At 63.2% G+C, this 15,301-nt stretch carries 14 protein-coding genes; all 14 read right to left on the bottom strand.

Annotated elements, in window-relative coordinates:
• Positions 1-8 precede the first annotated feature (8 nt).
• Positions 9-893: a glycosyltransferase gene (locus tag KI243_RS02485; RefSeq protein WP_017125113.1), complete on the bottom strand. Its 885-nt coding sequence runs from the start codon at positions 891-893 to the stop codon at positions 9-11.
• Positions 890-2,044, bottom strand: a complete 1,155-nt coding sequence (locus KI243_RS02480) for a glycosyltransferase family 4 protein (RefSeq protein ID WP_177127928.1) — start codon at positions 2,042-2,044, stop codon at positions 890-892. Before KI243_RS02480 ends, KI243_RS02485 begins: the two co-directional genes overlap by 4 nt.
• Positions 2,041-2,925 carry a DUF6625 family protein gene (locus tag KI243_RS02475; RefSeq protein WP_177127929.1) on the bottom strand — a complete coding sequence of 295 codons (885 nt, stop codon included), beginning with the start codon at positions 2,923-2,925 and terminating at the stop codon, positions 2,041-2,043. The genes KI243_RS02480 and KI243_RS02475 overlap by 4 nt, the downstream gene beginning before the upstream one ends.
• Before the next feature lie 57 nt (positions 2,926-2,982).
• Positions 2,983-4,395 carry a PIG-L family deacetylase gene (locus KI243_RS02470; RefSeq protein ID WP_177083422.1) on the bottom strand — a complete coding sequence of 471 codons (1,413 nt, stop codon included), beginning with the start codon at positions 4,393-4,395 and terminating at the stop codon, positions 2,983-2,985.
• The gene (locus KI243_RS02465) at positions 4,392-5,288 is read right to left on the bottom strand and encodes an antimicrobial resistance protein Mig-14 (protein WP_177083424.1); all 897 of its coding nucleotides are present in this window, start codon (positions 5,286-5,288) and stop codon (positions 4,392-4,394) included. The genes KI243_RS02470 and KI243_RS02465 overlap by 4 nt, the downstream gene beginning before the upstream one ends.
• Complete coding sequence (locus KI243_RS02460; RefSeq protein ID WP_178990775.1) at positions 5,288-6,418, bottom strand: glycosyltransferase; 1,131 nt, start codon at positions 6,416-6,418, stop codon at positions 5,288-5,290. The genes KI243_RS02465 and KI243_RS02460 overlap by 1 nt, the downstream gene beginning before the upstream one ends.
• On the bottom strand, positions 6,402-8,159 hold the full coding sequence (locus KI243_RS02455; protein WP_017125119.1) for a carbamoyltransferase: 1,758 nt from the start codon (positions 8,157-8,159) through the stop codon (positions 6,402-6,404). The genes KI243_RS02460 and KI243_RS02455 overlap by 17 nt, the downstream gene beginning before the upstream one ends.
• 168 nt (positions 8,160-8,327) lie before the next feature.
• Positions 8,328-9,779 carry a lipopolysaccharide kinase InaA family protein gene (locus KI243_RS02450; RefSeq protein WP_212810411.1) on the bottom strand — a complete coding sequence of 484 codons (1,452 nt, stop codon included), beginning with the start codon at positions 9,777-9,779 and terminating at the stop codon, positions 8,328-8,330.
• Positions 9,779-10,531, bottom strand: coding sequence for a lipopolysaccharide kinase InaA family protein (locus KI243_RS02445; protein ID WP_212810410.1), 753 nt, complete (start codon positions 10,529-10,531; stop codon positions 9,779-9,781). Before KI243_RS02445 ends, KI243_RS02450 begins: the two co-directional genes overlap by 1 nt.
• Positions 10,528-11,262, bottom strand: coding sequence for a lipopolysaccharide kinase InaA family protein (locus KI243_RS02440; protein ID WP_017125122.1), 735 nt, complete (start codon positions 11,260-11,262; stop codon positions 10,528-10,530). Before KI243_RS02440 ends, KI243_RS02445 begins: the two co-directional genes overlap by 4 nt.
• Complete coding sequence (gene rfaP / locus KI243_RS02435; RefSeq protein ID WP_212810409.1) at positions 11,262-12,068, bottom strand: lipopolysaccharide core heptose(I) kinase RfaP; 807 nt, start codon at positions 12,066-12,068, stop codon at positions 11,262-11,264. Before rfaP ends, KI243_RS02440 begins: the two co-directional genes overlap by 1 nt.
• The gene (locus KI243_RS02430) at positions 12,065-13,189 is read right to left on the bottom strand and encodes a glycosyltransferase family 4 protein (protein WP_212810408.1); all 1,125 of its coding nucleotides are present in this window, start codon (positions 13,187-13,189) and stop codon (positions 12,065-12,067) included. The genes rfaP and KI243_RS02430 overlap by 4 nt, the downstream gene beginning before the upstream one ends.
• The gene (gene rfaC / locus KI243_RS02425) at positions 13,189-14,253 is read right to left on the bottom strand and encodes a lipopolysaccharide heptosyltransferase RfaC (protein ID WP_177108395.1); all 1,065 of its coding nucleotides are present in this window, start codon (positions 14,251-14,253) and stop codon (positions 13,189-13,191) included. Before rfaC ends, KI243_RS02430 begins: the two co-directional genes overlap by 1 nt.
• A 1-nt stretch (position 14,254) precedes the next feature.
• The gene (gene waaF / locus KI243_RS02420) at positions 14,255-15,289 is read right to left on the bottom strand and encodes a lipopolysaccharide heptosyltransferase II (RefSeq protein ID WP_017125126.1); all 1,035 of its coding nucleotides are present in this window, start codon (positions 15,287-15,289) and stop codon (positions 14,255-14,257) included.
• Positions 15,290-15,301: the final 12 nt, after the last annotated feature.

Below are 15,301 nucleotides of genomic sequence, written 5' to 3'. Positions count from 1 at the left end.
AGCTCCGCTCAGTCTTTTTCCAGCGGAGAAAAATACAAGCGCGCCAGGGCTCGCCAGGTTTTCCGCGTCCAGGCCTTGAAAGGAATCTGCGCCAGCAGCTCGCGGGCCAGCTTGCGATCGCGATTGGAGGTTTTCAGGAACATCGAGTTGAGGAATTTGTAACGCACTTCCTCATACAACGGGTGATCGCTGAACAGCGCATAGGAGCGCAGGATGTTGTCGATCATGAACCGGTGATTCTTGTAGGAGTTGGTGGCGTGCTTGCGATAGCGCGCCATCAGCACACCCAGCCCATCGATAAAGTAGCCGGCGCGGGTAATCTTCAGCTCGATCAGCAGGTCTTCCAAGCGGATCTTCGGGTCGAACCCACCGACCTTTTCCAGCGCCTCGCGTCGAATCAACAAGGTGGGGGCCGGCGGATAAGGCTTGCGCTCGAGGAACATGTCATCGAAATCCAGGCGGCGGAACGGCACGTCACGACGCTGGCGCTTCTCCGGGAACAGGTTGCCCTCGGAGTCGATCAGCTCGATATTGCCGGCACAGATCCCGACCTCGGGCTTGCCGTCCATATAGGCGACCTGGACCGCGATACGCTCCGGCAACATGATGTCATCGGAACCGAAGGGCGCAATCAGGCTGCCGTGCGAACGAGCAATGGCACCATTGAGAGTATTGGTCAGGCCCTGGTTCTTCTGGACCTGGAAATCGAACCCATGCTCCGCCTGCAGTCGACGGATACGCTCGACGCTGTCATCGGTGGAACCGTCATCGACCACCAGCAATTCGATGTTCGGGTAAGTCTGGTTCAACACACTGAGAATGCTCTGCTCAATGTAGGGAGCGTGGTTGTACGAGGCGATGATCACCGTCACCAGGGGCTGGGTGTCTGTCATGGGTGTTCCTTACCAGCCTGGGCCAGGCCTGATTCAATCAAATCCAGGTATTGCCGACGGAACACCTCGATATCGTGTTGGTCCTGCAGGTAGCGGTAGGCCTGTTCGCCCTTGGCCCGCAGTTCGTCATCCGCAAGCCCCAGGTAGTTGTCCAGCGCCGCGGTCAGGGCCGGGACATTGGCCGGTTCCACCGCCAGGCCACCGGCGCCCTGGATCAACGGCAACATGGCCGGGACATTGGAGGCGATGACCGGCAGGTGCCCGCTCATGCCCTCCAGCAAGGCCAGGCCCAGGCCCTCGGCGAGGGAAGGCATGGTCCAGATGTCGAAAGCCCGGACGTACTGCAGGGCATTTTCGCGAAAGCCCAGCAGATGGGCACGACCGCCCAGGCCGAGACGCTCGATTTCCTGCTGCAGGCGCCCCTCCTCACGGCCGGCGCCGATGATTGCCAGTTGCGTGTCCGGGTATTTGTCCTTGAGCGCGGCAAAGGCCTGGAGCAGATAGGTATGCCCCTTGACCGGCACCAGGCGCCCCAGGGCGCCGATCAGCCGGGTCGAAGGCGACAATCCGAGCAGTTCCCGGGACCGTTCGCGCGAGTGCTGCAGGCCTTCGGCCTGCTCGATATCGATCGCGTTGGTGATGGCATAGGTGTTGGCCTCGGTAAAGCCGCACCGGCAATCCAGCAGGTACTGTTTCACGGCGGGTGAAACGCCCACGAAACGCCAGCTTTTATCGATCAGTCCTTGTGTCTGCCGACGCCGGTAAAAACGGTCATATTCGCCAAAGCCGTGGGAGATCCCGATGCACAGGGGAATCTTCAACCAGCGGTTGAGTTGCAGCAGCATGTTCACCGGTTTGAAACGGTTGCACACCACCACATCGAACTGCTCCTTGCGGCAGAACTTGTACAACTGCCACATGGCCCTGAGACGCATGCCCTTGAGCGACTTGTCGGAGAACTCGAAATACACCGAGTGATCGGCCCGGCTCACCGCTTCGCCCGGTCCGGGCCGCCCACGCAGAAACGCGGCCGTGACCTCGAAACGCTCGACAGGCAGGGCCTTGACGATCTGTTCGGCCAGATCGGCAAAATCGTGCGACTTGACGTTGTAGTCCGGCTGCAATTGCAGGACCTTGAAACGTTGACTCATAGATCTCCCCGCTGAAACCCTGTCGCATCGATGATCCATGCCGGTTCCAGGGCCAGGTGTTTGAGCTGCTCGGGCTCGGGCTCGGGCAGTCTGGACCACTCATTGCGCTTCCAGCACACGAAGTGAAAATACGGAAAAGCGCGATCACCGTCACGGTCATTGGTCAGGCGTCCTTCACGCCAATACCAGTGACGCGGAAAGTTACAGGTTCCGTCATGCCATTTGATCACGCCGCCCGGCGTACTGAAACACTCGGTGAATTCACTACGCCGCCGCCAGGGATTGAATTTGCCAACCAGCTTGAACAGCGGCCTGGGAAAATTCTTGCGCCACAGAAAAATACGGCTGAACGCGCCTTCATCCAAGGCGTGGTGCTGGTCATCGGTAAACCGCTCACGCCAGTTCTCGATGCGCATGAACAACTCGCGCTTGCGCGCGGTATTGCGCATCAGACACAGATGCCCGGCAACCCGTCGCTCGTGAGTGGAGAACAGATCGTAGCCGGCCAGGCGTTCGGCGGTGAAATATTCGCGCAAATTGCCAAACACCAGGTCGATATCGCCGAAGGCCCAGAAGTCATAACCTTCGAGACGGTCGACATGGATATGACCCAGGGCCGGCTTGATATCGCAGAGCTTGTAGGCCGCCTTGGGCGCAAAGTCGATCTCCAGCCGGCGCGACACCAACTGGCAGTAATCGCCGAAGCCGATCGCCTCGACGGTAACGTTGGGCGGCAGATTTTCCGGAGTCCCGCAATCGCTGAACAACAACCAGTCGATATCCGGATTGTGACGGCAGCTTTCCAGGAAGAACGGCATCCAGAATGGCCAACGCCCGAAATAAGGGATGATAAAGAGAATGCGCGGGGATGGATTGATCACTTGGAACTCACTGTAAGCTTCTGGAATTCAGGGACAACACTATGTCCCCGGACGAGGTCACTGACGTTTGAGCAACCAGAACAGCTCATGCCGTCTGACCGCTTTACGAAAGAACTCATTCTCGCCGTAGGGGGATTGTACCCTACTGGCCAGAAGCCACTGTATCGACCGCCGCAGCCGGCGCTTGAAAGGTGCACGCGGCTGCAGGTCATGCATCATGCCCAACGCCATTGCCTTGTCGCGTTGCTGCTCGAGAGACAGCGGCAGGCAATAGGGTTGCAACCTCTGTGCCGTATCAAACACCGGCGGCAAGGCAATGCCCGCTCCCGAATCGCCCATGGGCCAGCGATCATTGTCATGCAGATGGTTGGCATACCCCAGCAGCGTCGTCGGCTGCCATTCCAGCCCTTGCAGAGCCTCCATGACCGCCGCCTGGGCACAGATATGATCCGGGTGCGGATCAAGAGAAGGGTGCGGCAGGACGATCACTTGCGGGCGGGCCCGCGTCAATAACTCACGCAAGTCGGCCAGCAGGTTGTTCCAACTGGGAACACCGTCCCGATCGGCGGGTAACGCAAACGGGTTGAACTGGCGAAACAGGCGGATATCGCTCAGTTCTGCCTCGCGGGATGCGATCGATTGATCCGGAGCGGCCTGCATGGCCGGCAGTTGCAGACAGAAGTAACCGAGCTGCACACAGTGCGCCTCGGGTACACCCGCCCAACGCGGCACCGCGATACTGTCCCAGGCGCGCAGGCGCCCCTTGAGCCGCGCCGCCTCGGCGCGGGACAGGCCCATCGCCTGGTAATGCCCGGCTTCGATCTCACCGGCGGTCAGGGTCACCACCCAGGTTTCGTCGGCCTGGCTGTACAAGCCATAGGCCGCCAGCTCGGCATCGTCGGCATGGGGCGCGATCACCATGACCCGCTGGCGTCGCAAGTCCGGCTGGCGGAAAACCCACAGGACCGGCTCGCCGAGCAGGCGACAGAAACGTCCACGCAAGCGCAGCGAGCCCGTCGCCAATGCCGATGCGAACCCGCCGAGATTGAGATAACGCAGGCCGTTGACTCCGCGCTCGAACGTCTGGCGATCCGCGAACCCATCCCCCTGGATCTCCACCGCCGGATCGCAAAAACGCCCCAGCCAGCGACTCTTGAGCCGCACGGCCAGGACCAGGGTTTCATCGCCGACCAGGCTCAAGGGTGCCTCGAGCTTCAGCCCCCCAGCCTCCAGGCGAGCGCCGAGGCGTTCGCTATCCTCGGGAAACGCGTACTGATAATCGTCGCCCGGCGAATAGAACAGATGATCGGCGAACCAGGCTTCATGGGCGACCCAGGCCAGCACCGCCAGCACCAGCGGCAGCCACCAGGTCACTAGCAGGCCGACCGCGATCAGCAGCATCAGGCCGACCAACAACGCCAGGCGCTTGGTCCGCCGATGGCGTTTGAGCAATTGCTGTTTACGACTCATACCTTGAATACCGGCACGGGGTTGCACCAACGATCCTTGTACTCGCGATCCGCACGCCCAAACGAAAAGCGCAGGGTCTTGCCCAAGGCCCGGGCGTCTTCCCAGGCACCCTGGGTATTGAGGAAGCTCAGCACGCTGCCGGGGCTGAACGAACGGGTCTCGGGATCGACACCGCCATTGATGTATTCGACGCTGACCCACTCGGGCGCCTCGACGCGATAGACCAACTGGACCGCAATCGGCGCATCGTCGAGAAAGATCACCGAGCCGATCAACAACTCGCGCAGCAGTTCGATGACCTCGGCCATGCGTGCCGCTCCGGTGGCCGGAAAGCCCCAGCGTCGCTGAAAGAGATCGCAGTAGATCGCCGCCAGTTCGACACTGGAGAACTCGCCGACCGGGCGCACCACGCCGCCCGCCTCTTCCAGCAGGCGCAGCTCGCGGCGCTGGTTGTAGCGAAACTTCTTCGACAGGTCTTCAGGCGCGCGCGCCATGGCCAACTGTTCGGCCTGCGGTTGCAGGGTACTGAAACGGCCACCGTTGAGTTCGGACAGATAACGCCCGCGATGGCGCAGGGGGGCCTGGGCGTCGGCGGCGGCAGGCAGGATCAGCTCGGCGTTGCCCAGGTCGAACAGCCCCTTCTTGCCGTGGCGCTTGAGCACATCCTTGGACAGTGCCAGGTCACGTCCCCAGGTCGCAACGGCCGCCTTCAGCTCGCCACCCTGCTCGAACGCCAGATAACGAACCGGGATCTGCGCCAATTGCGCCAGGCGCTCGACCACCAGCGGATGCGTCGCGACACTGCCGCCAAAACGCTGCCAGACCTGCGCATAGGTCGTGGCATCGACCACCGACCAGCCGCGCTCGCGCCAGCCCTGGAATCGGTTGAGCATCAGGCCTCCGCGGTCAGGTCGGTGACTTGCGGCAGACGCCAGAACGCCTCGCGGACCGCCTGGTCCGAGAACCGCTCGTGCAGGCGCGCCAGCATCAGCCCGGCACAGGCCTGGCGTTGCTCGTCGTCGAGGGCGGCCAGGTGTTGCAGGCCCTGGGCCAGGTGCCCGGCATCGCCCAGGGGGAACAGGATACCCACGCCCTCTACCACTTCCCTGGCACCGCCACACGAGGTGGCCAGCAGCGGTACGCCAGCAGCCATGGCTTCCAGCAGGACCATGCCGAACGGCTCGTGATCGGAGCTCAGCGCAAACACATCGAAGGCACGGAAATAGCGTCGCGCCTCCGGGACCTGCCCAAGGAACAGCACCTGCTCGGCAATCCCGAGTTCGCGGGCCAGTTCCTTCAGGTCCTGCTCCAGGCGCCCGGTGCCGAGAATCGCCAGCCGGCTGTGGGCCGGCAAGTGCTCAAGTGCCTGGGCAAAACCCTGGATCAATGTCGCCTGGTCCTTGTCCGGGTGCAGGCGGCCGACGTTGCCGACCACCCAGGCATCGACCGGCAGCCCCAGGGCTTCACGCGCTTCGGCGACGGTAACCTGAGTGGCTTGCAGAGCCTCGATATCGATCCGGTTATAGAGCGTGCGGATCCGTCCGGTCGGCCACTTCGGCAGGCATTTGCGCATATCGTCGCGCACCGCATCGGACACGCCGAGCAGACTCAGACGGCGGCGAAACAGCTGCGCGAACAGCCGGCGGCTGCCCCGCACGTAGTCGCCAAAGGCATGGTGCACGCCGATCACCGGCAGCGCCGTGCCGAGCAGGGCGATATAGACCGGCTTGAAACGGTGGGCGATGCAGAAACTGAAGTTGCGCGAAGCGGCGATCTTGCGCAGGTCGCGGATCGCCCCCAGCTTCAGGCCACGAATGGCCCTGGAGCTGTACTCCATGAACAGCACCTCGTCGGACGCGCAGCCCGCGGCGACCTCCGCATCGGCAGCACCGGTGAGGAACACCGTGGTCACCCGATAGCCAGTACCACTGAACAGGCTGGCGTACTGACGGGCACAGTCGAGGAACGGCCCGTCATAACCGTGGCAGAGCTGCAGGACATGGCGCTCAGCCGAGCGAGTCATAAGCATCCGCGCCGTCTTTGACCACCAGGATGTCCTCCATGATCAGGTACTGCAGGTCGGAACCGAAGAACATGTTCAGGGCATCGGTCGGCGAGCAGATCATCGGTTCGCCGCGACGGTTCAGCGAGGTGTTCAGGGACACGCCGTTGCCGGTGAGGACTTCCAGGGCCTTCATCATGTCGTAATAGCGCGGGTTGTACTCACGCTTGAGTACCTGGGCCCGCGATGTACCGTCTTCATGGACGACTTCCGGCACGCGGGTCTTCCACTCCTCCGCCACTTCGAAAGTGAAGGTCATGAACGGTGCCGGATGATCGATCTTGATCATCTGCGGTGCGACGGTGTCGAGCATCGACGGGCAGAAAGGCCTCCAGCGCTCGCGGAACTTGATCTGGTGGTTGATCCGGTCCGCCACGCCGGCGACGCTCGGGCAACCGATGATCGAACGACCACCCAGGGCACGCGGACCGAACTCCATGCGCCCCTGGAACCAGGCCACCGGGTTGCCGTCGACCATGATCCGGGCGATCTGTTCAGGCATGTTGTCCAGCTTGCGCCACTTCGGCGCATTGGCATGCCGGGCACAGGCGGCGATCACGTCTTCGTTGCTGTAGGACGGGCCGAGATAGACGTGTTCCATCTTCTCCACCGGGACGCCACGGGCGTGGGACACATAGGCCGCGGCGCCGACCGCCGTACCGGCATCGCCGGACGCCGGCTGCACGAACAGCTCCTTGATGTCGTCGCGGGCAATGATCTTCTGGTTCAGCTTGACGTTCAGCGCACAGCCGCCGGCGAAGGCCAGCTTGCCGGTTTCCTTGAGGACGTCGCCCAGGTAGTGGTCGATCATCTGCAGCGCGAGCTTCTCGAACAGCGCCTGCATGCTGGCCGCGTAATGGATATACGGTTCGTCGGCGATATCGCCTTCGCGCTTGGGCCCCAGCCACTCGATCAGTTTCGGCGAGAAGTAGAAACCCTTGCCCTTCTCCTTGTAGCGACGCAGGCCGATCACGTTGGCGTAGTCGGTGTTGATCACCAGCTCGCCGTTCTCAAACGAGGCCAGGCGCGAGAAATCGTACTTGCTGGCGTCGCCGTAGGGGGCCATGCCCATCACCTTGAACTCGCCGTCGAGCATTTCGAAGCCGAGGAACTCGGTGATCGCACCGTACAAGCCACCCAGGGAATCCGGATCGAAGAACTCCTTGATCTTGTGGATCTTGCCGTTTTCGCCGTAGCCGAAGAAAGTGGTGGCGTACTCGCCCTTGCCGTCGATCCCGAGGATCGCGGTCTTCTCCTTGAAGCCGGAGCAGTGATAGGCACTGGAGGCGTGGGCCAGGTGATGCTCGACCGGCTCGATCTTGATCTTCTTCGGATCGAAGCCCAGTTGCTCCAGGCACCAGACGATCTTGTTGCGATAGCGCTTGTAGCGCCGGTTGCCCATCAGGATCGCGTCGAGGGCGCGATCCGGGGCGTACCAGTAACGCTTGGCGTAGTGCCAGCGGGCCTTGCCGAACAGACTGATCGGCGCGAACGGGATCGCCACCACATCGACGTCGGACGGCTTGATGCCGGCCTGTTCCAGACAGAACTTCGCCGATTCGTAGGGCATGCGGTTCTTTGCATGTTTATCGCGTACGAAGCGCTCTTCTTCAGCGGCCGCAATCAGCTTGCCGTCGATATACAGGGCTGCGGAAGGATCATGGCTAAGGGCGCCGGACAGGCCAAGAATCGTCAATGCCACAGGGGTCTAGCCTCTTTAAGTCTGCATACAGGCGGCTATGCGCCTGAGAAAATGTGTTCCCGCAAGGGGCGAGAAACAGCTAAAGGGCGGGATTATAGCTTAAAAGCAGCGGCAATCCTCTAGCGGCTGCTGATCGCTCCCGCGCCGCGCGCGACAGCGATCATCCCCTCAGTTTGCCGGCACCGGGGTCTTCGGCAGGCGGGCGTCGATGGCCTGGTACAAGGCGCTGTCCTCGGGCCAGTTGCGCATGAAGCGCGCACGATCCCGGGCATAGGCCGGCGCAAAGCCGCTGTCGGAGTGGTGCTGATGCATAGAGTCAAGATCGATCAGGGCCCAGCGCCCCTCATGCCAGAACAGGTTGTGGCCCTTGAAGTCACCGTGGCTGATGCGCTCGCGGATCAACTCGGCAAACAACTGGTCCAGGGCCTGGAGCTCCGCCTCGGGAGCCATGCCGGACTCCACATGGGGCGCAAAACGCTCGATGATATCGGGACCGGCCAGATACTCGGTCACCAGGTAGGCACGGCTGCGCAGCCAGCAGAAACGCCGCTCCAGCACCGCCAGCGGCCTGGGGGTGGCGATCCCGAGGAACGCCAGGCGATTGCCTTCGCGCCAGGAATGCCAGGCGCGGCTCGGGCGCCAGAAACGCTTGAGCCAATGGGCGAAGCCCTTGATGTTGTAGCGCTTGACCACCAGTGTGCGCCCACCCGCGTCGACCCGGCCGACACTGGCCGCGCCGCCGGTCTTGTACAGATGCCCCTGGTCGAGCAAGGCATCCGCCCGGGCCAGTACCGGCAGCATGGCGGCCTCTTCCTCGCGACGGATGGCACGCAGGGCGAACGGCCCGCGCTGCACGCTGAACAGCGTGCATTCGCGCCCGACCTTGGCGAGGAAATCCTTCAGGCGCCAGCCACGAATCCTCTCGACCTGCTTGAGCAAGGCCTCCAGCGGCAGGGCGTGCTCGGCATTGCTCAGCAGATAATGCACCAGCAACTCTTCGATAAACGGCTCGAAGGACCTGGGCAACTGCGCAAAGAACACCCCGAGGTTTTCCAGCACCTTCTGCCGCGACAAGGGTTTGCCGGCCTGCTCGACACAGATGCCACCGCCGTCGATCACATACAGTTTTCCGGCATGGCGCAGCAGATTGTCCAGATGCAGGTCTTCCTGCCACACGCCTTTGCCGTGCATCTGCGCAATAGCGCTCAATGCCTCACCTAGCACCTGCTGCTGTTCATCCGCCAGAACCGGCAGCGACTCGACCCGCTTCCAGGCCTCGCCGAGGCTCTCGGCGCCTTCGAGGAACTCGAACAGCAACCAACCGCCTTCACCTTCCTGCAAGCCGTCGGCCAGCAGCAATGGCGTGGTCAGTCCCTGCTCGGCGAGTACGCGCACACCCTGCAGTTCCCGCTGAAAGTGCCGGGCCGCCTTGTTGCCCACCAGCAGCTTGGCCAGCACCGTGCGTCCGCGCCAGACCCCGGCCCCGACATAACGCTGACCGGGCAGCACCCGCAACAGGCTGAGCAGTTGCAACTGCCCGGGGCCGGCGGCGTCCGCCAGCTCGATGCTCAAGGGCAGGACCGGCGTACGCCCGGCGGCCTTCAACTCGGACAAACGCATCAACGATTTCCTTTTTTGCTGCGACGCGCGCCCAGGCGCTGAAGCCAACTGTCCACCAGCGAACTGTCCACCGGCTGATCGAGATAAGCCGCCAGCAGCGTGCGCACTTCACTCTCGCTCCACATCGGCGCGCGACGCAGCAGGGGCTCCAGATCCTTGACCCGGTCACGCCGACCGAACAGCAACGGCCGGGTTTTCTCCAGGTCGATCAACTGCGCCCGATAACCGTCGGCCGCCGCCTGCAGAAAGATATGCTTGGGATAGAAACAGCCATGGACCTGGCGCAAGGCGTGCAGCTGCCGGGCCAGTTGGCCGCAGGCACGCAGGATGGCCTGGCGCTGATCCAGCGTCAGTTGCGCCCATTGTTCCAGCAGCGAATCCAGGTCGTTCCAGCCATCCAGTGCGCGGGTCAGCAACATCGCCCGGCGCTCGCCCCGCACATTGCGCTCACCGAAGAACACCGCCTGCAAGGCCGGAATACCCAACTGCTGGTAACGACTGATATTGCGAAACTCGCGGGCAAAGGTCGGTTCGCCCAATGGGCTGTGCAAGGTCCGCGTCAGGTAATTGCTCTGGCGCTTGAGGTAGAACCCCTGGCCCTCCAGCTCCAGGCGAAACACGCTGCTCCAACCGCCGCCGCTGGTATTGGGCTCATCCACCGCATCGAGCTCGGTCGCCCATAAGGCGTCAAAGTTGCCGAGGCCGTTACGCTCCAGCAATGTGCGGTCCGTCGCCGCCAGGAAATCGGTCATTCCCGCCCCTCGAAAAATCTCAGTACATGCCGGATGCGCTTCTTGTCCGCGGCATTCAGCCGGCTGCGCTGGCAATACTGCAGGTAAAAACGCAACCGCTGGGTAGCCGACAAGTGATACTTGGCGACCTTGTCCAGGCAGGCCAGGTCCTTGGTGATCCGGTAGCGCAGCCAGAAGCCACGCCAGAACTCGCCGTTGGGGCAATCGATCAGGAACAGTCGGGCCTGATCGTCCACCAGCAGGTTGCGCCACTTCAGGTCGTTATGGGTAAACCGTTGATCATGCATGGTCCGCGTATAGCGTGCCAGCTGCCGGCTGATACCGTCGACCCAGGCCCGGTCATGGAGCAGGGGATCGTCGCGGTTCGCCAGGGCCGAGAGGTCTTCGGTGTTCGGCAGCTCACGGGTGATCATCGCCCCGCGATGATAAGCCGCGCCCCGCCGCTCAAGCCCCCAGCCCACCACTTCGGCGGTGGGGATACCCCACTTGGCGAAACGCTTGAGGTTCTGCCACTCCGATCGCACCCGGGGCCTGCCGAGATACTGGCGCAACCCCTTGCCCGCGCCGGTGTAGCGCTTGACGTAATAATTGACGCCATCCCGATTGACCCGGATGACCTCGGACAACGGATCGCGGGTCAGGTGCTCGCCTTCCAGGGCGAACACCGCCTCGAGGCTGCCGAAATCATCGGCCAGCGCCGCGTACTCGGGCTCCAGTTTCCACCCCGACATCAGAGTGCGTCCCCGTAGCGCTGCTTGCGCTTGTACAGCTTGTCGGCCTTGCTTTCCAACCAGGTCAGCAACGACGCCTCGTCACGCAGGACCTGGCGCAACGGCTGGCGGAAATAGCCCCGCAGGAAACGCAGTTTGTCGCGGCGGGTAAGGCCGATGTCCAGCACCGAGAAATACAGCCCCGCCAGGTCCTTGTTGCGCCAGCGGCGCGGGATGCTCGGGCGAACCTGCGCACGATGCAGGTCGATGACCGACAGCTTGAGGTCATCGGCCGTCACCGGCTTGTCGGTATGCAGCAGGAAATGGGCGATATAGCAGTCACGATGGTTGAGCCCGGCCCTGTGCATGCCACCGGTCATGCGCGCCACTTCGGCGATCAGCGCACGCTTGAGCCGGGGCTCCGGCGGCTGCACGGGCCATTGCAGGGTGAAGTCCTCGAGACTGATGGTCGGCGCCAGCTCTTCGGTGACGATGAACGAATCCTGGCCGGCCGGATTACTGCCGCGCTCGCCATAGGCCACACCGGTCATGGTGGGCACGCCGGCCTTCTGCAGGCACTGGATCGCCCGCCACTCCTGGCCGGCACCCAGCACCGGCATTTTCGCGGTCAGCAGGTTCTTGAAGATCTCGCGCCAGCCGATGCCATGGTGGATCTTCACGAAATAGCCACGTCCGGCGACTTCCGTGCGCAAGGTCCGGCGAGCCTCCAGCTCACGGTAAACCTTGCCCTGCAACTGCTCGACTTCGGCGAACGCATCGCGTCCGGCCCACAGGCTCTTGAAGGGCTCGGCAAGGATCAACTTCATCGGTGTTGCTCCGCCAGAATCACATCCGCCGCGTGCTGCGGCATGCTATAGAGGTCGGCCGTCTCGGCGAAGGCCAGGCCGTTGCGGCTCCATGCCGTGCGTGCCGTCTCGTCGGACAGCATCCGGTTCAGGTATTGATTGAGCTGGTTCTGCTCGAAAGGTTCATCCAGCACCAGGCCGCCATCGGCCTCGGCAATGTAGTGGGCATAACCACAGACCGCACTGACCAGCACCGGCAACCCCGAGACCAGCGCCTCAAGCAACACGGTGCCGGTGTTTTCGTTGTAGGCCGGGTGGATCAACAGGTCGGCGCCCAGCAGGAAGCGCGGGATATCGCTGCGCCCCTTGAGAAACTGCACGTGCTCGCCCAGGCCCAGCGCGGCACTCTGCACCTGGAATACCTTGGGGTCGTCCTGGCCGATGACAAACAGCCGGGTGCGCTTTTTCAACGCGGATGGCAAGGCGGCCAGGGCCTTGAGGCTGCGATCGACCCCCTTGGTCTTGAACCCGGAACCGATCTGTACCAGCAGGTAATCGTCGTCCGCCAGCTTGAATTCCTTGCGAAACCCCGCACGGATCTCGGCGGCATTGGCCGGTGCCCGGCGGTCCTGGGCAATCCCCGGCGGCAGCAGGTGAAAGCGTTCCAGCGGCGTGTCGTAGTGCTTGATGAACAGTGGCTGCTGGACTTCGGAAATCATCAGGATCTCGGTGTTCGCCTCCCTGGCGAACACCGCTTTTTCGTACTCGGCGAAGTGTCGGTAGCGACCCCAGCGGCGGTACAGCGAATGGCGCAGGTTCTGCGCCTTGTCCTCGAAGCAGCCATCGGCGGCGTAGTACACGTCCAGGCCGGGCATCTTGTTGAAACCGATCAGGCGATCCACCGGACGCCTGACCAGGTCGGCGGCCATCCAGGCGCTGAGCTTCTCGTTGCGCCGATGGTTGGACCACGCCTTGACCGGCACCACCAGCACTTCGAAGCCGGGCGGAATGTCACCCTCCCAGATCAGCGTATAGACGCGAATGGCATGGCCGCGCTGCTGGCACTCCAGGGCGATGCGCATGAAATCCCGCTGCAGGCCGCCGAAGGGAAAGTACTTGTACAGGACAAAAGCCAGTTGCATCAGTGTCGCTCCTCAGCCAGTAACATCGCGCTCAGTCGGCTGACGACACGCTCGGGATTGAGCCGCGTGAAACACAGCGGCCATTCGCGTTTCAGATCGAAGCGCTGCTGGTCTTCCGGGGTCGGCACATAGGTGCACTTTTTCTGCAGGCAGGGCGCGCAGGGGAAGTTGCTCGCCAGATGAACCTGCGACTTGCCGTAGGCGCCGGTCAGGCCCGGATTGGTCGGACCGAACAGCGACAGGGTCGGCACATCCAGCGCCGCGGCCAGATGACCGAGGCCGGTATCCACGGCGACGCAGGCGCTGGCGTCGGCCAGGACCTTCGCCACCCCGGCCAGGTTCAGCTTCGGCAGGACCACCGCATGCCTGAAGCCACGGGCGATACGCTCGGCACGAGCCTTTTCGACGGGATTGCCCCAGGGCAGTTTCACCTCGACGCCCAATTGCCCCATGCGCTCGGTCAGCTCGCGCCAGTAGGCCTCGGGCCAGTGCTTGGTATCCCAGGTGGTACCATGCAGGAACAGCACAAATGGCGTCTTGCTGCGCGGCAAGGCCACCAGCTTGTCGACATCCAGGCCGTAGTCGCCCAGGCCCTTGGGCAAGTCATACCCCAATGCCACGGCGAACAGCTGCCGCACCCGTTCGACCGCGTGCTGCCCGCGGGCCACCGCCAGACGCCGGGAATAGAAACGGCTGGCCAGCGGTTCGCGGGCCGACTGCTTGTCCAGCCCGGCCACCGGGGCCTTCGCATAGCGGGTCAGGAACGCACTTTTCACCAGGCCCTGGGCATCGATCACCAGGTCATATTTCGTTGCGCGCAGGCTTTGCTTGAAACGCTTCCACTCGCCGCTCCTGATGGTCTGCCAGAGGTTCTTGCGCCAGCGCCGGATCGCCACCGGAATCACCTTGTCCACCGCCGGATGCCAGCTCGGGATCTCGGCGAAACCCTCCTCGACCACCCAGTCGAAACGGATACCGGGAATGGCCCGGGCCGCATCGGTAAGGGCCGGCAGGGCATGGATCACGTCCCCCAGGGAAGACGTCTTGACCAGCAATACTCGCAACTTACTCGACCTCGACCGGGGCACCCTGCAAGCGCTGCAAGGCTTCGTTCACGGGGGCCGGCATCAGTTGGCGCAGGCAGTTGTAATGGCCGAAGCGGCAGGTACGGTCAAAACACGGACTGCAATCGAGGCCCAGCCGGACGATTTCCACCCGGTCCGCCAACGGCGGGGTGAAGCCCGGGGACGTCGAACCATAGACCGCCACCAGCGGGCGGTTCAGCGCCGCGGCCACGTGCATCAGGCCGGAGTCGTTGGACACCACGGCATCAGCGCAGGACAGCAGGTCGATGGCCTCGGCCAACGAGGTCGCGCCACTGAGATTCACCGCTTCTTCACGGAGGCCGGGAATCAGCCGCTGGCGAATATCCTCGCCGACGCCATGATCGTTCTTCGAGCCGAACAGCCAGACCTGCCAGCCTTCGCGAATCTTCGCCTCGGCGACTTTGGCGTAGTGCTCCGAAGGCCAGCGCTTGGACTCGCCGAACTCGGCGCCGGGGCACAAGGCCAGGACGGGGCGGTCCAGGGCCAGTTCGAACTTGCCCAGCGCCGCCTCGCGGCTGGCCGGGTCGATCCGCAGGCTCGGCCGCGGATAAGGCGTCGGCAGCTCGGCACCCGGCTCATAGGCCAGGGCCATGAACCGCTCGATCATCAGCGGATAGCGTTCCTTGTCCAGCTTGCGCACATCATTGAGCAGGCCGTAGCGGAACTCACCGCGCCAGCCGGTGCGTTTCGGGATGCCGGCAAAAAACGGCACCAGCGCCGACTTCAGCGAGTTGGGCAGGAGGATCGCCTGGTCATACTGCCCGGCCAGGGACTTGCCGATCCGGCGCCGGGTGGCCAGCTCCAGGGCACCGTGGCCGAGCGGAAAGCTCAAGGCCGCACGCACTTCGGGCATGCGTTCGAGGATCGGGCGGCTCCACTCGGGGGCCAGCACATCGATCTCGCACTGCGGGTGGCGGTGTTTCAGGCACTGGAAGAGTGTCTGAGCCATCACCATGTCACCGACCCAGCTGGGCCCAACGATGAGAATCTTCATAAATATCCCGGA

It is taken from the genome of Pseudomonas sp. Ost2, assembly GCF_018326065.1.
Lineage (GTDB): Bacteria > Pseudomonadota > Gammaproteobacteria > Pseudomonadales > Pseudomonadaceae > Aquipseudomonas > Aquipseudomonas gingeri.
This window is presented reverse-complemented; position numbering and strand designations above follow the sequence as displayed.